The organism is Aneurinibacillus sp. REN35 (genome assembly GCF_041379945.2).
In the GTDB taxonomy this organism is placed as follows: domain Bacteria; phylum Bacillota; class Bacilli; order Aneurinibacillales; family Aneurinibacillaceae; genus Aneurinibacillus.
This window is the reverse complement of sequence record NZ_JBFTXJ020000003.1, coordinates 351,522-367,469: the sequence shown is the minus strand read 5'-3', so window position 1 is coordinate 367,469 and position 15,948 is coordinate 351,522. Positions and strand designations below refer to the sequence as shown.

The following is a 15,948-nucleotide window of genomic DNA, read 5'->3' as shown; positions in this document are numbered from 1 at the left end:
TCATTCATCATACCCCAGATTGCAACTGTTGTACAAATTTTTTTACTATATCAAATCCTTCCTCCTGCTTCAGCTCATCCAATAAATACGGTTCCGCTTCCCGTATTTTCTCAATCAAGGCGCTGCCGACAATAAAACCGTCACTATGAGGAGCGACAAGCTGTGCCTGCTCGGCGCTAGAAATTCCAAATCCTACGGCAACAGGAACAGACGCATGCGCTCTCACCTGTGATAAGAAAGCAGTCACCCCTGTATCAAGCGATGAACGTACACCGGTAACCCCCAGTGAAGAAACGCAGTAGAGGAAGCCTTTCGCTTGCGATGCGATCATGCCTACCCGCTGCTCAGATGTAGGAGCGACAAGCGAGATAAGCGGCCGAGCATATGCTTCAGCCAATGCGTCAATCTCATCTGCTTCCTCCATTGGCAAGTCTGGGATTAGAATGCCGTCTACTCCCGCTTCTTCCATTCGTTTAAAAATCCGGTCCGGTCCATATTGCAGCACCGGATTCATGTACGTAAACAGGATTAGCGGTATCGTAAGCCCTGCCTGACGCATCTGCGCTGCAAGCACAAGCGTCCGCTCGATGGTAACACCATGCGATAATGCCTGCGCCGATGCCCGCTGAATCGTCGGGCCATCAGCTAACGGGTCCGAATATGGAACCCCCAATTCGATAATCGCTGCTCCTGCTTCCTGCAAAGCTAGAGCAATTCCTACCGTCACATCAGGCGTTGGGTATCCGGCTGTAATGAATGGAATAAATGCCTGTTCTCCATGAACAAACGCCTCTGCAATACGCTCTGTACCTGTTTTTGTCTCAATCATGCCTGAGCGCCCCCTTCCCGTTCGTAAATCTGCGTGACGTCTTTATCTCCGCGACCCGATAAACAAACGACAATAACCTTATCTTGTGCAAGCGTGGGAGCAAGCTTTATCGTTTCCGCAATCGCATGTGCACTCTCTAACGCCGGAATGATTCCCTCTTCTCTGCACAAAAGGCGCAGCGCCTCGAGCGCCTCCGCATCCGTTACCGCATGATAAGCAGCACGTCCGCTGTTATGCAGGTGCGCATGTTCCGGTCCGATCCCCGGATAATCCAATCCGGCCGAGATGGAATGGGGTTCGATGATCTGGCCGAATTCATCCTGCAGAAGGTACGTCATCGTACCATGAATGACACCGCGCGTACCTTTTGTAATGGTAGCAGCATGCTTATCGGTCTCTATACCGTAGCCTGCCGCTTCTACACCGATCAGCGAGACATCCGTATCATTGAGAAATGGGTAGAACATTCCCATCGCATTGCTTCCGCCCCCCACACAGGCGACGACATAATCAGGGAGACGCGTCTCACTTTTTAGAATTTGTGCTCTGGTCTCATCGCCGATAATACGCTGGAAGTCTCGCACCATTTTTGGATATGGATGCGGTCCTACTACAGAACCAATCATATAAAATGTGGTATCCACCTCACTGACCCATGTGCGGATCGCTTCGCTGGTGGCGTCTTTAAGCGTCCGCGTACCGGAATATACCGGTACGACTTCCGCACCAAGCAACTCCATTCGGAATACATTCAGCTTCTGGCGTTTCATGTCTTCTTCGCCCATATACACTTTGCACTGCAGACCGAGACGCGCTGCTACAGTAGCCGCTGCCACGCCGTGCTGTCCTGCACCTGTTTCAGCAATAATCTCCTGCTTACCCATCCGCTTTGCCAACAACCCTTGGGCAATTGCATTATTGATTTTGTGCGCACCCGTATGATTTAAATCTTCCCGCTTTAAATAAATGCGTGCTCCACCCAACTTTTCCGTCAGCCGCTCTGCATAATACAACGGTGTAGGACGCCCGGAATACTGCGTAAGTAAATCCGCAAGCTCTGCCTTGAAAGCTTCATCCTGCAATGCCTGCTCATATGCCTCCTCCAGCTCATCAAGTGCATTAACCAGCGTTTCTGGTACATACCGTCCGCCGAATGGTCCGAATCTTCCTTTACTCTCTCTACTCAACTGTGCTCTGCTCATACTCGCTCATCCTCTCGATAATTGTGCGTATTTTGTTTATATCCTTATGCCCGTCCGTTTCTGCTCCGCTTGAAATATCAACGCCATCGGGTCTATGCTTTTCCAATAATTCACCTACGTTGTTCGCATGCACACCACCCGCGACAAGCAGCGGAACGCCCTGTGCTCTGCTCCATTTCTGGTACGGGGTTATACGCTCCCATGCAAATGCCTTGCCTGTACCGCCAAGCTGTGTGCCAACGGCTGTATCTAGCAATACATAATCAATGCACCCAGCGTACGCTGCAAGCGCTGTGGACAGAAGCTCTGTGTCTTGTTCGCGGATGCTGAATGTTTTCGTTACCTGACAACCAAACGTGCGTCGAATCTCTTTACAAAAGGCAGGGTCTTCTTCGCCGTGCAGTTGTACAACAGCAAGCGGTGCCGCTTCAAATGCGGCATGCAGCGCTGCGAGCGAAGGATTAACAAATACCCCGGCGGCACGCGCTGTCTGCGGCACATAAGAAGCAAGCTCCCTCCACTGCTCAAAATTAACCTTTCGACGGCTCGCTGCGAATACAAAGCCCACTTGATCGATGGGAAGATTCGCCTCATCCATTTCTTCAAGCGTAGCTATCTCTGTAATGCCGCAGATTTTAAGGATCGGCCGCATCAGCGCGACTCCTCCATCACATGTCTTGTGGAACCGACCAAATCATACACGGCCTGCTCGATGTCTGCCTGACGCATAAAATGCTCGCCGACCAGTATGCCATCTACTCCAGCTTGCGCCAATTGATTGACTTGTTCTGACGAGTGAATGCCGGACTCGCTAATCGTCACGAAAGAATCAGGCAGATCATCAAGCAGCGCAAAAGTTGTCTCAAGCGATGTTTGGAATGTTTTCAAATCCCGGTTGTTAACACCTAGCAAATCCGGTGTGATCGTATCAAGCACATCCGTAAGCTCTTCGGCTGTATGCACCTCTACCAGCGTCTCAAGCCCCAATGCACGTGCCTCCTCTGCCAATGCATGCAGCTGCCGTCGGTCAAGGATGGCCGCAATCAGGAGTACGACATCGGCTCCATACGCACGTGCTTCATAGAGCTGCCGCGGGTCAATGATAAAATCTTTGCGCAGCAAAGGAATCGGCTTTTGCATAGCATCCCTAATCTGACGTAAGTATTCTATGCTTCCTTGAAAAAATGTCTCATCCGTTAATACAGACATGCCCTCCACATCTGCTGCTTCATAATCCCGCGCAATGCTCAAGGGATCGAATGGCTCACGAATCAAGCCGCGCGAAGGCGATGCTTTCTTCACCTCTGCGATAACTCCGACCGTACGGCTCCGCTCCGCAAAACGCTTCGCAAGGGAACGACAGGGAGGAAGCGTGGCAATGCAGTGCTCCAATTCAGCAATCGATGTGCGCGTATATAACTGCTCCACTTCTTTTTTCTTTTGTGCGACAATATTACGAAGCATGGCTCATTCCTCCCGTTACCTTCACCAACTGTTCAAGCTTTTGTTTGGCTTCTCCCGTATCCAAAAGTTCTTCTACATACCGTACACCATCCGCAATCGAAGCAGCCTGATCCGTTACATAAAAGGCAGCAGCAGCATTCAATACGACAATATCGCGATAAGCACCCCGCTCACCGTCCAATATACGATTCACAATATCGGCATTCTTCCTCGCATCGCCGCCCGCCACAGCCGCAAGCGGATAAGAAGATAATCCAAACATTTCAGGGTGAACCGTATACGAAGTAATCGTTCCGTGGTCTACTTCAACAATGTGTGTCGGAGCACTAATGCTAATCTCATCCAGTCCATCAGCTCCCGCCACCACAAGAGCGCGCTTTACCCCCATCTCACTGAGCACTTCGGCTACTTTCGAACCGAGATTCTTATCGTAGATGCCAAGCAGTTGCCGATCTGCCCGCGCCGGGTTAGTCAGCGGGCCGAGCAGATTGAATACCGTCCGAAAGCCCAACTGCCTCCTAGGCTCTACTGCATGCTTCATTGCCTGATGATACTGCGGCGCGAATAGGAAGCAAAGATTGGTTTCTTCAAGGCAGCGAACCGCTGACTCCGGTGTAGTCGTAATTGTAACCCCAAGTGCTTCTAATACGTCCGCACTGCCGCTTTTGCTAGAAACGGCCCGATTGCCGTGCTTGGCGACTCGTGCACCACCGGCAGCCGCCACCAGCGCCGCCGCTGTTGAGATATTAAAAGTAACGCCGCCGTCACCACCCGTACCGCACGTATCAAGCAGCCCCGCGCCGTTCGTATTAAGACTCATCGCTTTCTCACGCATCGTCTCTACAAACCCGATGATTTCGTCAACGGTCTCGCCCTTCATGCGCAATGCCGTTAGAAAACCTGCGATCTGAATGGGCTGCGCTTCCCCTTCCATAATTAGCCGCATCGCCTCACGTGCTTCTTCTCGTGCAAGCGATTCTCCCTGTGCCACCTGTTCTAGCAATTGCTTAAACATGCGCTCTCATCTCCTCTGTGCTCGTCATTTTCTCAGCTAAGCTCAACGCGTGCAGCATCGCGTGCGCCTTATTTCTTGACTCTTCATATTCTTCATCCGGCGTAGAATCGGCAACAATGCCGCCGCCCGCCTGTACGTATGCTTTTCCATCTTTAAATACAATCGTGCGAATAACGATGCAGGAATCGAGATTGCCATCGAAGCTGAAATACCCGACAGCACCTCCATAGAACCCACGTGCTTCGCCTTCAAGTTCGGCGATAATCTCCATCGCCCTAATCTTTGGTGAACCTGATAGCGTTCCTGCCGGGAAGCAGGAGGTCAGCGCATCGAAAGGTTCTTTCTCTGCAGCGAGTGTACCGCGAACATGCGAGACCATATGCATCACACGAGAATAGTATTCAACCTCCATCTGCTGCGTTACCTCTACGCTTCCGTAGCGAGCCACTCTCCCGATATCGTTGCGTCCTAAATCCAGCAGCATTAGATGCTCGGCGCATTCCTTTTCATCGGCAAGCATCTCAGCAGTTAACGCAGCATCTTCTGCCTCGTCAACGCCTCGACGCCTCGTTCCTGCAATCGGTCTCGTCTCTGCTGTACCGTCAATCACTTTGACCAATAGCTCTGGGGATGTACCGGCTACCGTTACCCCGTCAATCTCAAAATAATACATATACGGGGACGGATTGGTGAGTCTTAAAATCCTGTACACAAGCAGCGGGTCCGCGGTATGATTTACAGCAAATCGCTGAGACAATACGACCTGGAAGATATCTCCTGCTGCGATGTATTCCTTAGCCCGTTCCACCATGCTCGTATATGCATCTCGTGTCACATTGCTTGTGACTGCAAGCGGAGCCCCCTCCTGTGGAATGTTATCGATCCTAGCAAACGCCCGCGCTTCCGACTCGGAAATCTCGCGAACACGCTTGCGAATGCGTCCGCAGGCTGTATCGTATGCTGAAGCAAACTCTTCGTCTGTCATCGCTTCATCAGCTTGGATGCTGACGATGACATTAACTTCCTGCTTCACATGATCATAAGCAATAACTTCATCAACAAAAAGCAAATGCATCGTATCTACCTGCAGTGTATCGTGTGCCGCTTTGGGCAGCTCTTCAACAAAGCGGACGGTGTCATAACCAAGCATGCCAACGGCACCGCCGGTAAATGGAGGAAAACCGGCAAGCTTCGGGCTTCGAAAACGACGCAACGTATCCTGCAGCGCATCGAGCGGGTTGCCATCTACGATCTCTTTTTGCCCTGAGCGGTAAGAGCGCTCAAGCTTCTCATCCTGTACACGGCATGTGAGAAATGGTTGAAGACCAATAAAAGAATAGCGGCCAAATCGACTTGCAGCTTCTACGCTTTCTAAAAGAAAGGAATTCGGTCTGCGTACACTCTGGTATAAATGAATGGGGGTGGCTTGATCAGCCAAAAAAGAATACGAAACGGGAATAAAATTATAGCGTGAGGCCAGTTCGCGTGCCTCAGCAAGTGATGGGGTAAACATAGGGGTTGTCACCTCTCCTCTCGTCAGGGAAGAAAGAGGACCTAAAGAAGAATATAAAAAATCCAGGGCTATACACAGCCCTGGACGCGAATGATCTGTTCCGTACACACTTATCGACAGATTATCGTTCTTCTCAGGCTCTGCTCTTCTCAACTAAAACTTTCTCTGCTCTCTCGCTCTCAAACTCTCAACTCAATCTGTTACGGTTGCTATCAGCATAGCGGCTTTCTGCCTCGCTGTCAACTACTTCCGTATTTATTTCACGTGCGGATTCAGATCGGGACGCAGGGCTGCCGCACCTTCTAAGAAGACATGTCGAACATCGCGGCTCGCCTTCTCTGTATTCACCAGCATCATCACACGGATGCACTTCTCAAGGCTTCCTGGCACAGGGATTTCATTCGAACACATAAGCGGTACCAGATCAAAGCCAGGAATTGCACGTGCACCACGCGCAGGAAATGCCGCATTCAAATCGTTTGTTACCGTGATGATCACACTTGCCACATCATCTGCTTCGATCTCATTGGTCTCGATAATCTGCTGAATCAATCGCTCCGTCGCCTCTAGAATAAGAGCCTCTTCGTTCGCAGCAACAGTAATTGCACCACGAATTCCCCGAACTGCCATTATGCTTCTCCTCCTTCTTGCAGTACGCGCAATACATCACGTACCGCCTCTTCATCCACACCTTTTCTAATCTCTACTTCGCCAATGGCAACAGGAAGCACAAATACAAGCTTGCCGCCTTCTCCCTTCTTATCGCGCCGCATCGTCTCGATAATATCATCCTCGCTCAATGCGTAAGGCAATGCAGTTGGCAGTCGATACTTGGCCAGAACACGGCGTGTACGCTCGCTAATATGTGCAGCCATGCCCAGCTTCTCAGCCAGCAGCGCAGCCGCAACCATTCCAATCGCCACCGCTTCACCGTGATTCAATCGCTCATAGCCGCATAACGCTTCAAATGCATGAGCAAACGTATGGCCCAAATTCAAAATGGCGCGTAAGCCCTGCTCTGTTTCATCCTCGGATACGACAGCAACCTTCACGCTGCAGGCTCGAAGCAATGCCTCCTGCAGCAGTTCATCATCGAAGTTCTGAAGTCCTTCTGCATTCTGTTCAAGCCATGTTACAAACGCCTCGTCCCAGATTAAGCCATGCTTAACCACCTCTGAGAATCCCGCGGCCACTTCGCGTGGAGGAAGCGTGCGCAGAAGGGCTGTATCATACGCGACGAGACGCGGCTGATGGAATGCGCCGATAATATTCTTTCCAAGCGGATGATTGACGGCAACTTTGCCGCCGACACTGCTATCATGGGCAAGCAATGTTGTTGGAATCTGCACAAAATCAACGCCGCGCATATAGGTCGCCGCGACAAACCCTGTAAGATCTCCGACAACCCCACCGCCAAGCGCCAAAAACGCTGATTTTCGATCCAAGCCCGATTCTAATGCCTGCGTCATAATCTGCTCATACACAGACAAGCTTTTCGCTTTCTCTCCTGCCGCCACAATATGATGATACACAGCATACCCGGCGCTGCGAAGCACAGACTCTGTCCTATCTAAGTACAGGGACGCTATATGTTCATCCGTTACAATAAACAACTTGCGACCATTATCGATTCCCGCCTCGGCTAGCAAATGTGGGAGTCTCTCCAGCACGCCTGGCCCAATCCAAATCGGGTACGTGCGTTCTCCGAGTTCTACCGTGAGCTGCTTCATCACTTAGAATCTCTCCACATGTTGGTTGTAGCTCTCATAGTTAGCCTTCATCTCTTCGAGCGAGTCTCCGGCAAACTTCTCACACAAGGCATCTGCCAATGTCCAGCATACGACCGCTTCTGCCACAACGCTTGCAGCAGGCACAGCGCAGCTGTCCGAGCGTTCGATACTTGCGGCAAATGACTCCTTCGTATCGATATCAATGCTGCCAAGCGGCTTGTATAATGTCGGAATCGGCTTCATAACACCGCGTACAACTACAGGCATCCCGGTTGTCATACCACCTTCTAAACCACCTGCACGATTTGTGCTGCGGGTATAGCGTCCCTGCTCATCAAGAACAATCTCATCATGCACCTGCGAACCGGGGCGTGCCGCCGCTTCAAATCCAATGCCCACTTCCACGCCTTTAAATGCCTGGATGCTCACGATCGCTTGAGCGAGCCTTCCATCAAGCTTGCGGTCCCACTGTACATGGCTGCCAAGCCCAACCGGCAGACCCTGCGCGATGACTTCTACAATACCGCCGAGGGAATCACCATCCGCTTTTGCCTGATCAATTAAGTCCATCATCTTCTGTGCGGCTTCACTGTCAAGACAGCGAACCGGCGACTCTTCCGTAATTCGCATCATGTCCTCAAGGCTCACATCCATCTGCTTTGCTTCCACTTCGCCAATACGTAGAACGTGACCTCCGACAATAATGTCGAATTGTTCTAATAACTGACGCGCCACCGCACCTACCGCTACGCGAACTGCTGTCTCGCGAGCGCTTGAGCGTTCGAGAATGTTGCGCATGTCCCGCTGATTGTATTTCAGAGCGCCGTTTAAGTCTGCATGTCCCGGACGCGGGCGTGAAACACGGCGCTTGTCTTCGCCTTCCTCTACCGGCTCAGGGCTCATAATATTCTGCCAGTGGGTCCAATCCTTATTCTCCACTACAAGACAGATCGGTGCACCCGTTGTCTTACCATGACGCACACCTGCTACAATCTTCACCTGATCCTTTTCGATCTGCATACGACGTCCGCGGCCATGCCCTTTCATACGGCGCAAAAGCTCTTCGTTAATTTTTTCTACGGAAAGAGGCAGATTGCTAGGCACTCCTTCGATAATTGCTGTTAATTGTGGTCCATGTGATTCTCCTGCTGTTAAATAGCGCATCTTTTTCTCCACCCTCTTCTGTATTTGTTCGGAAAGCGCGATGCATCTTATCTCCCGCTTCCGTGTCTGCTTGCTCCTAGAATAAAACGCAACTGCCTGATTATCCGACAGTCGTTTCATTTTTTAAGTGCTATTATAGTATAGCCTCCGAGAAAATCCTAGCTAAAATTCAGAAAAAAACGCTACATACCATTCATGCAGCGTTTTTGCAGACCTTTTATACGAATTTTATATCTTGCGATAAAAGAACGTGTCCTCCGGTTCAAATCCGTATTGCTGCGGCTGAAAAATCTGTTCTGTACTGCCCACAAACAGCACGCCGCCTGAGCGAAGCGAGGAGGCAAATTTGTGATACAGCTCATTCTTCGCTTCTTCTGTAAAATAAATCATTACATTGCGGCAAATAATTAGATCAAAATTTTTATCAAACGAATCGGCCAGCATATTGTGCCGCTTAAATGTAATAAGACGTTTGATCTCATCAGAGAGAGTATACATAATTCCGTCTTTTTTGAAATACTTAGCCACCAAATCTTTCGGGGCATCTTGTAAAGACCGCTCTGTGTATAGGCCGCGCTTCGCTTTTGCGATCGCTCCTTCGTCAATGTCGGTAGCTGTAATATCAATCTCGCGCAGTTGCATAAAGCGTGACAACAGCATCGCAAGCGAGTAGGGTTCTTCGCCGGTAGAACAGGCGGCACTCCAGCACTTTACTTTTCCACGCTCTTTTAGTAGACGCGGCAGAATCTTTGTCTCCAGCACGTCCCAGCGACTCGGATTGCGAAAGAATTCCGATACATTTATCGTCATGCGATCCAAGAACTCATTGAACAATTCCGGATTTTTTAGCATCGCTTCAAAAAAGCTCTCAAACGTGTTAAAGCCTCTCTTCGTGCGCAGCGAGGTCAATCTGCGTTTCATCTGCGCTTCCTTATACAGTGCCAGATCAATACCTGTTTTACGCTTTACTTTGTCAATAAAAAGTACAAAATCTCTGTCTTCCATCACATTATCCCCTTCTATTCCTCACAAACATTACTAGAATAGTATTCGCGACACGCGCTTTTTCTCCTGCCTTTTCACGAAATCTCCATCCCTCTAGCAGTAAGGCGCCAGCTCAGCCGCAAAAAAAGCAGGCGAAAGCATCATGCTCTCACCTGCTCTATCCTCGCTATACGAAGCGACTTTCATCGCCTGTGTAACAAAATTAGATCCATTTGTTAATTGTTTTTTCGTATTGGTGCAGATCGCCTTCTTTAAACCAAAGCGCGATCTCACGCTCAGCCGTTTCCGGAGCATCAGAGCCGTGGATAATATTCATGCCCATGCTGATGCCAAAGTCGCCGCGGATCGTTCCTGGAGCAGCTTCTGCTGGATTTGTTTTACCCATCATGTTACGAGCTGTTGCGATTACATTCTCGCCTTCCCATACCATTGCAAACACTGCGCCGGATGTGATGAAATCCACAAGCTCACCAAAGAAAGGCTTCTCTTTATGCTCAGAGTAATGCTCTTCTGCCAGCTCGCGTGGCACGTTCATTAATTTTGCGCCAATTAAATGGAATCCTTTACGTTCAAAGCGCTGCATGATGTCACCGATCAGATTGCGCTGTACAGCGTCTGGTTTTGCCATGATAAAAGTGCGTTGTTTCGCCATGTATTATAACCTCCAGTTATTTTTTATAGTTGTCTTGCTATGTATCTTGTGTTAGCACACAACGAAAATTTTAACAAATTCAGGGTACATTTGCAACTTTCGCTTAAAATTGTCGTTCACCAATAAAACGGGCGATTTTAAGCAGGGCATCCCGATTCCGGTTATCCGGCAATTCATCCAACGCCTGTGAGGCACGGGTTAAATACCGGTCGGCCAGCTTGCGGGCAACAGTAATCCCTTCCCCCTCACGGATCATTTGAATCATCTCATCTGCTCGATTTTCTCTCGCCAATGCGCGGAACTGGGCAGCATGACTGCTTTTATGGTACATATACAGGGCCGGAAGTGTAATGTTTCCTTGGCGCAGGTCGCTTCCCGCAGGTTTTCCAAGCTTCTTCTCTTCCCCTACAAAATCCAAAATATCATCGGTAATCTGAAACGCCATGCCTACATTGTAACCGTACGTATACAGCTTACGCACAACCTCTGGCGCGGCTCCCGCCGCAAGCGCTCCTAACTGACAGCTAATGGCGATTAGCAGGGCTGTTTTACGCTTGATACGCCGCAAATACTGGCGCAGGTTCTGCTCCCAATTATTCAGATCACGAATTTGTTCGATCTCTCCAATGCACAGATCAACAAGCGCCCGCGATAGGATTTTATGAATCTGTGGATTGGGCAGCTCTGTTGCCAGCATCAACGCACGAGCGAGAATATAATCGCCCGTATACATGGCAATTCGATTGTCCCATTTTGATTTTACCGTCATCTTCCCACGTCGAAGCTCAGCATTATCGATTACATCATCATGGACAAGCGTTGCCATATGAATCAACTCAAGCGGAACTGCTACATACTTAAGCCGTTCAATGTCATAGCTGCCAAACTTACCACCCAGCAGCACAAAGACAGGACGAATGCGCTTTCCCCCCGCCTTAAGTAAATGACTCGACGTCTTCTGCAGTACAGGCTCCGTCGTATCGATAGCCCTGTCCAACTCACGTTCGATATAATTCATGTCCGACCGGAACGGCCAAAAAATATCTGTTAGTTTCATTATGATCCACCCAACTGGTTCTTCTCTCTGGCTTATCCAGCCGACTGCCCGGAATCCGTGCTAAAAACCTCCACTGTCGCAGGCTCCGCAAGCAATCCCATATCTGCTGCGCACGCATAATAGTACTCAAGCCCTCGCTTGTGTTCTGGGGTAAAATCGTACGACAGCCCGGTATAATATATTTTCCAAAATTCCGCTGTTGCACCGAATTCCTTCTTCGCCTGCGCTACGACCTCATCTAATTCAGCAAATCCCTTGCGTTTGCTTCGCAAAAACTCATTGTGTACACTGCGCAAAAGTTCAGGCCGATGAAGCGACACATCGCGCCGTACAGCCCAAACAGCAAACACCATCCATAGACCGGTATGCTGATACCATAATTCCCCAAGATCATACATATAATAGCCAGGATTATTCCAAGACGCAAGCAGCGCATCATCACCAATCAGCAGCGCCGCATCATATGTGGTCATCATCTTGTCAAGATTGGCAGGCATCTCTTCATAAGTCGGGGAAGCCTGATAGAACTTCTCCAATATGATTTTGAGCAGATTATTCGATGTCGCTGATTTGTCTGTCAGCGCAATACTGGCTTCTTTCAGCTCTTCAATTGGACGTTTCGAGAAAAGAAAAATGGAGCGTACCTTTCCTTTAGAGCTGATCGATAAATCAGGAAGCACTTCGTATTTTTTATAATTACGACCATATTCAAACGAAGAAATCGGTCCCATATCAATCTCTCCCGCTGCCATTCCACGATTAAGCTGCGAAGGAACCTGTGGAATTAATTCCACTTGATGCTCATGGAACTGATCCGTACGAAAAAAATGATAAATAGGCATGATGTTGCTAAAGGTAATTTTACCGATTTTCATTGTAGACACGATTTCACTCTCCCCAACGGCGGAATAAATCATGCGGAACATCAAGTGTATCCAATACCTTGCCTACTACAAAGTTAATCAGATCATCCATGGTTTGCGGCTTGTGGTAATATCCAGGCATAGCCGGCACGATGCGCGCACCGGCCTGCGCCAGCTTTGTCATGTTTTCAAGCTGAATGACGTTCATCGGCGTCTCTCTCGGTACGATCACAAGCTTTTTGCCTTCCTTAAGCATGACATCCGCTACTCGCTCAAGCAGATTGCCCGACGCACCATGTGCAATGCCCGATAACGTTCCCATTGAACACGGAATGATAACCATCGTATCACTGCGATATGAACCGCTCGCCACAGGTGCCGTAAAGTCACGCAGCGTATGGTAATGAAGCTCTCCTCTCACCTGCGGAAAATGCTCCGCAAGCACGGCGTTCCGATCTGTCGTGTCCCACTCCAATTCCTCGTGAAAAACCTGCCAGCCAGCTTCTGTCACGATCATATGCACTTTATAGTCATGAAGGAGCAGTTGTTGTACGAGGCGCACACCATATACAGCACCGCTCGCCCCCGTAATTCCGACAACAAATACCTTTCTCATCTCATCACCAAATCAAGGATCGTAAACGAGAATACGACCACACTCAAAACTCCGTTCATCGTGAAAAACGCCGTATTTAACTTTGATAAATCGTTGGGTGACACGAGACGGTGTTCATAAATCAAAATCGCAGCTGCGATGACAACGCCGACCGCAAACCAAATATGCAGGCTTGTCACAAAGAACAGGCCGATAAACCCTGCAATCGTCACAATATGGAACACTCTGGCCAGCTTCAGTGCTTTAGCGATACCGAAGTAGCTAGGAATGGAATAGAGGCCGCGCTTGCGGTCAAATTCCGCATCCTGGCAGGCATATATCACATCAAATCCCGCTGTCCAAAGCGCCACGGAAACAAATAGCAAAAGCCCCATCCAATCGATTTGTCCCGTCGTTGCGACCCATCCTCCGAGCGGAGCCAGTCCGATGGCGACGCCAAGCACCAGATGACACGCCCAGGTAAACCGCTTCGTATATGAATAAAATACAAGAAAGAACACGGCGATCGGCAGCAGCTTAACTGCCAGCATATTCAGCTGAAATGCGGCGAAAAACAGCACGACAAAGGAAACAATAATAAATAATAGCACTTCCTTTTCCTTTAGAAGCCCTGCCGGGATCGCGCGCATTGCCGTACGCGGATTGTCCGCATCAAAATTCCGGTCAATCAGCCGATTCAATGCCATCGCTGCACTGCGTGCGCCGACCATTGCCACAATCACCCAGAAAATCTGGCTCCATGTTGGCCATGTGCCATTGACAACAATACTTCCGAGAATCGCACCCATAAAAGCAAAGGGAAGTGCGAAAATCGTATGTTCAAACTTAATCATTTCCAAAATAATTTTTAATTTTTTCATGGTTGATCCACCTGCTTCTTAAAACCGATATGAAGAGCGGAAACCCCGCCTACGAAAAGCTTGGTCTGTACATCGACAAGCCCCGTTTCTCGGAATACTTCGGCAAGCTGCTTACTGTCAGGAAAGTTGGTTAGCGACTGAGGCAGCCAACTGTATTCCTCATACTTGTCCACCACCATGCGAGCGACAAGCGGCAAAAGGTTATAGAAATAAAAAAAGAACAGCTTACGATACGGAGCAAAAGGCGGCTTACTTACTTCAAGCGATACCACCTGGCCGCCCGGCTTGACCACCCGTGCCATCTCGCGGATTACCTGCTTATAATCCGGTACATTACGCAGGGCAAAACCAATTGTCGCATAATCAAATGTATTATCCGGATACGGAATGCGCATCGCATCCCCATTCACAAGTTCTACTTGACTTAACCCTTTAGTCTGAACTTTTTTTGCCCCTACATCGAGCATGTTCTGACTGAAATCCAATCCTACAGCTTTACCCGACGGGCCAACTGCTTCAGCAAGGCTGATCGTCCAATCGCACGTACCACAACATAAGTCAATCGCGCTTTGGCCTTCCCGTACACCCATGCGCTTATTTGTATACTCGCGCCAGGCACCATGGCGGCCAAAACTAATAACAGAGTTCATCCGGTCGTATTCTTTGGCAATCGATTCGAATACCGAATGTACATACTCTGCCTTTTGTTCCCCCCGCAAATTCTCCCGCATGGTTTACATCTCCTCTGCCCTTGCTTTCTGGTTGTCCAACTCCTCGGTACACCGCTCCACCAGATGTTTTAATTCTGCACGCCACTCTTCTCCAGCGACTTGTCCAATGAGCTTACGGCACTGATGCAAAGTCTTGTGGATCTGCTGCAGCATGAACTGATAAGCCGTATGCTTGCCTTCTTCACTGCTCAGCAGATTGAAATAGCGCCCTGCGCTTTCTTCAAGCTGTGAAGCCTTGTACTCCCTAAGCAGCTGCTCAACAAGAATCAGCTGTGAAAAAATGCGCATCCAAAGGTCTGCAGCCTCCCCGCCATATACACTGCTAAAGGAACGGAGAAGTGAAGATTCTATCGCTACCTTCCGCTGCAAATATTGTTCTGCTGTCCAGTTGTTCTCCCAGTATAGGCCGATCTTCCACTCATTTATCTCTTGAATGCTTCGCGCCAGTTGATGAATCGCCCGGATATCTTCCATATGGGCAAGCAAATAGTAATACCGGCTGCTGAAATAGTCCCCTGCCAACACTGTAAGCTGACGGGAGCGAATGCCTGCCGTTGCCTCTTCCTTGTGCAAGCTAACCGTCTCATGACTATCAAGGCTGAGTTGGATCAGCATAGCAGTCACAATATAGTTATGCAGAGCTGTACCGGCGATTCCATGCTGCCGCAAAAAAAGATACAGCAGACATACGCGAAGCTGCGAGATGGGCGGATTGTCAACGTATTGGTAAAGAACACGATTTTCGGCATTTTGCTTAATCTGCCGCATAATCTCTTCTATTTCTTCCTGAAAATCATGTCGCAAAAGATTCATTTGTTATGCATCCCCCAAAAAAACGTTCCACGCTCACTGAAAACATACTTATAAAGTATACCATACTACTACTCGCACTACACTATGCTATTATATATTTCTTGTTTAGCTATATCATGGTTTATCTTCGTATTCTTAAGAAAAAACAAGCAGATGCCTGCTTGTTTTTTCTTTACTTGTCCACCAGCGTATCCATTGTACCGTTACTTGTTTGGATAACAGCTTTGCCACGTACTTTAACTGCGGATGTATGCTCAGTGAACTGGGCGATCATAACTTCGCCTTTATCAAGTTTTTCAGAATGGTGAAACTTCGTTGACTCACCGCGCGTTAATCCGATGACATTAACGCCATTCTCCAGCGCTTTAATCACAATAAATTCATTCGTTGATCCGCTCATAATATGCTCCCCCTCTTCTATCTGGCCTGAAATG

18 protein-coding genes are annotated in these 15,948 nt (G+C 49.0%); all 18 read right to left on the bottom strand.

Annotated elements, in window-relative coordinates:
• Positions 1 to 7: 7 nt before the first annotated feature.
• The 18 genes from trpA to mtrB all read right to left on the bottom strand — a co-directional run bounded on the left by trpA (position 8) and on the right by mtrB (position 15,914).
• A complete protein-coding gene (gene trpA, locus AB3351_RS08250) occupies positions 8 to 829 on the bottom strand; it encodes a tryptophan synthase subunit alpha (RefSeq protein WP_371146647.1) in 822 nt (273 codons plus the stop codon).
• Complete coding sequence (gene trpB / locus AB3351_RS08245; RefSeq protein WP_371146646.1) at positions 826 to 2,031, bottom strand: tryptophan synthase subunit beta; 1,206 nt, start codon at positions 2,029 to 2,031, stop codon at positions 826 to 828. The genes trpA and trpB overlap by 4 nt, the downstream gene beginning before the upstream one ends.
• Positions 2,009 to 2,683 (bottom strand): phosphoribosylanthranilate isomerase, encoded by a 675-nt coding sequence (locus tag AB3351_RS08240; protein ID WP_371146645.1) that lies wholly within the window; start codon positions 2,681 to 2,683, stop codon positions 2,009 to 2,011. Before AB3351_RS08240 ends, trpB begins: the two co-directional genes overlap by 23 nt.
• On the bottom strand, positions 2,683 to 3,495 hold the full coding sequence (gene trpC, locus AB3351_RS08235) for an indole-3-glycerol phosphate synthase TrpC (protein ID WP_371146644.1): 813 nt from the start codon (positions 3,493 to 3,495) through the stop codon (positions 2,683 to 2,685). Before trpC ends, AB3351_RS08240 begins: the two co-directional genes overlap by 1 nt.
• Positions 3,485 to 4,510, bottom strand: a complete 1,026-nt coding sequence (gene trpD, locus AB3351_RS08230) for an anthranilate phosphoribosyltransferase (RefSeq protein WP_371146643.1) — start codon at positions 4,508 to 4,510, stop codon at positions 3,485 to 3,487. Before trpD ends, trpC begins: the two co-directional genes overlap by 11 nt.
• Positions 4,503 to 6,023: an anthranilate synthase component I gene (gene trpE / locus AB3351_RS08225; protein ID WP_371146642.1), complete on the bottom strand. Its 1,521-nt coding sequence runs from the start codon at positions 6,021 to 6,023 to the stop codon at positions 4,503 to 4,505. The genes trpD and trpE overlap by 8 nt, the downstream gene beginning before the upstream one ends.
• Positions 6,024 to 6,278: 255 nt before the next feature.
• Positions 6,279 to 6,653, bottom strand: coding sequence for a chorismate mutase (aroH, locus tag AB3351_RS08220; RefSeq protein ID WP_371146641.1), 375 nt, complete (start codon positions 6,651 to 6,653; stop codon positions 6,279 to 6,281).
• Complete coding sequence (gene aroB, locus AB3351_RS08215; RefSeq protein WP_371146848.1) at positions 6,653 to 7,753, bottom strand: 3-dehydroquinate synthase; 1,101 nt, start codon at positions 7,751 to 7,753, stop codon at positions 6,653 to 6,655. Before aroB ends, aroH begins: the two co-directional genes overlap by 1 nt.
• Before the next feature lie 3 nt (positions 7,754 to 7,756).
• Positions 7,757 to 8,917, bottom strand: coding sequence for a chorismate synthase (gene aroC, locus AB3351_RS08210; RefSeq protein WP_371146640.1), 1,161 nt, complete (start codon positions 8,915 to 8,917; stop codon positions 7,757 to 7,759).
• 228 nt (positions 8,918 to 9,145) lie between these two features.
• On the bottom strand, positions 9,146 to 9,922 hold the full coding sequence (locus AB3351_RS08205; protein WP_371146639.1) for a CheR family methyltransferase: 777 nt from the start codon (positions 9,920 to 9,922) through the stop codon (positions 9,146 to 9,148).
• A 202-nt stretch (positions 9,923 to 10,124) separates the two neighbouring features.
• Positions 10,125 to 10,574: a nucleoside-diphosphate kinase gene (gene ndk / locus AB3351_RS08200; RefSeq protein WP_371146638.1), complete on the bottom strand. Its 450-nt coding sequence runs from the start codon at positions 10,572 to 10,574 to the stop codon at positions 10,125 to 10,127.
• A 103-nt stretch (positions 10,575 to 10,677) separates the two neighbouring features.
• Positions 10,678 to 11,631: a heptaprenyl diphosphate synthase component II gene (gene hepT / locus AB3351_RS08195; protein WP_371146637.1), complete on the bottom strand. Its 954-nt coding sequence runs from the start codon at positions 11,629 to 11,631 to the stop codon at positions 10,678 to 10,680.
• Positions 11,632 to 11,663: 32 nt separating this feature from the next.
• Positions 11,664 to 12,506: a menaquinone biosynthetic enzyme MqnA/MqnD family protein gene (locus tag AB3351_RS08190; protein ID WP_371146847.1), complete on the bottom strand. Its 843-nt coding sequence runs from the start codon at positions 12,504 to 12,506 to the stop codon at positions 11,664 to 11,666.
• Between the two features lie 13 nt (positions 12,507 to 12,519).
• Positions 12,520 to 13,110 (bottom strand): UbiX family flavin prenyltransferase, encoded by a 591-nt coding sequence (locus AB3351_RS08185; RefSeq protein WP_371146636.1) that lies wholly within the window; start codon positions 13,108 to 13,110, stop codon positions 12,520 to 12,522.
• Positions 13,107 to 13,970, bottom strand: coding sequence for a UbiA-like polyprenyltransferase (locus AB3351_RS08180; RefSeq protein ID WP_371146635.1), 864 nt, complete (start codon positions 13,968 to 13,970; stop codon positions 13,107 to 13,109). Before AB3351_RS08180 ends, AB3351_RS08185 begins: the two co-directional genes overlap by 4 nt.
• Positions 13,967 to 14,701: a demethylmenaquinone methyltransferase gene (locus AB3351_RS08175; RefSeq protein ID WP_371146634.1), complete on the bottom strand. Its 735-nt coding sequence runs from the start codon at positions 14,699 to 14,701 to the stop codon at positions 13,967 to 13,969. The genes AB3351_RS08180 and AB3351_RS08175 overlap by 4 nt, the downstream gene beginning before the upstream one ends.
• A gap of 3 nt (positions 14,702 to 14,704) precedes the next feature.
• Positions 14,705 to 15,514 (bottom strand): heptaprenyl diphosphate synthase component 1, encoded by an 810-nt coding sequence (locus AB3351_RS08170; RefSeq protein WP_371146633.1) that lies wholly within the window; start codon positions 15,512 to 15,514, stop codon positions 14,705 to 14,707.
• A 172-nt stretch (positions 15,515 to 15,686) separates the two neighbouring features.
• The gene (mtrB, locus tag AB3351_RS08165) at positions 15,687 to 15,914 is read right to left on the bottom strand and encodes a trp RNA-binding attenuation protein MtrB (RefSeq protein WP_371146632.1); all 228 of its coding nucleotides are present in this window, start codon (positions 15,912 to 15,914) and stop codon (positions 15,687 to 15,689) included.
• Positions 15,915 to 15,948: the final 34 nt, after the last annotated feature.

Bases quoted from the DNA above. Each gene is read 5' to 3' on its own strand.
- trpA (WP_371146647.1), bottom strand. From the start codon at position 829: ATGATTGAGACAAAAACAGGTACAGAGCGTATTGCAGAGGCGTTTGTT.
- trpC (WP_371146644.1), bottom strand. From the start codon at position 3,495: ATGCTTCGTAATATTGTCGCACAAAAGAAAAAAGAAGTGGAGCAGTTA.
- trpE (WP_371146642.1), bottom strand. From the start codon at position 6,023: ATGTTTACCCCATCACTTGCTGAGGCACGCGAACTGGCCTCACGCTAT.
- AB3351_RS08240 (WP_371146645.1), bottom strand. From the start codon at position 2,683: ATGCGGCCGATCCTTAAAATCTGCGGCATTACAGAGATAGCTACGCTT.
- aroC (WP_371146640.1), bottom strand. From the start codon at position 8,917: ATGCGCTATTTAACAGCAGGAGAATCACATGGACCACAATTAACAGCA.
- AB3351_RS08170 (WP_371146633.1), bottom strand. From the start codon at position 15,514: ATGAATCTTTTGCGACATGATTTTCAGGAAGAAATAGAAGAGATTATG.
- AB3351_RS08175 (WP_371146634.1), bottom strand. From the start codon at position 14,701: ATGCGGGAGAATTTGCGGGGGGAACAAAAGGCAGAGTATGTACATTCG.
- hepT (WP_371146637.1), bottom strand. From the start codon at position 11,631: ATGAAACTAACAGATATTTTTTGGCCGTTCCGGTCGGACATGAATTAT.
- AB3351_RS08205 (WP_371146639.1), bottom strand. From the start codon at position 9,922: ATGGAAGACAGAGATTTTGTACTTTTTATTGACAAAGTAAAGCGTAAA.
- AB3351_RS08185 (WP_371146636.1), bottom strand. From the start codon at position 13,110: ATGAGAAAGGTATTTGTTGTCGGAATTACGGGGGCGAGCGGTGCTGTA.
- ndk (WP_371146638.1), bottom strand. From the start codon at position 10,574: ATGGCGAAACAACGCACTTTTATCATGGCAAAACCAGACGCTGTACAG.
- trpD (WP_371146643.1), bottom strand. From the start codon at position 4,510: ATGTTTAAGCAATTGCTAGAACAGGTGGCACAGGGAGAATCGCTTGCA.
- aroB (WP_371146848.1), bottom strand. From the start codon at position 7,753: ATGAAGCAGCTCACGGTAGAACTCGGAGAACGCACGTACCCGATTTGG.
- AB3351_RS08190 (WP_371146847.1), bottom strand. From the start codon at position 12,506: ATGAAAATCGGTAAAATTACCTTTAGCAACATCATGCCTATTTATCAT.
- AB3351_RS08180 (WP_371146635.1), bottom strand. From the start codon at position 13,970: ATGAAAAAATTAAAAATTATTTTGGAAATGATTAAGTTTGAACATACG.
- aroH (WP_371146641.1), bottom strand. From the start codon at position 6,653: ATGGCAGTTCGGGGAATTCGTGGTGCAATTACTGTTGCTGCGAACGAA.
- trpB (WP_371146646.1), bottom strand. From the start codon at position 2,031: ATGAGCAGAGCACAGTTGAGTAGAGAGAGTAAAGGAAGATTCGGACCA.
- mtrB (WP_371146632.1), bottom strand. From the start codon at position 15,914: ATGAGCGGATCAACGAATGAATTTATTGTGATTAAAGCGCTGGAGAAT.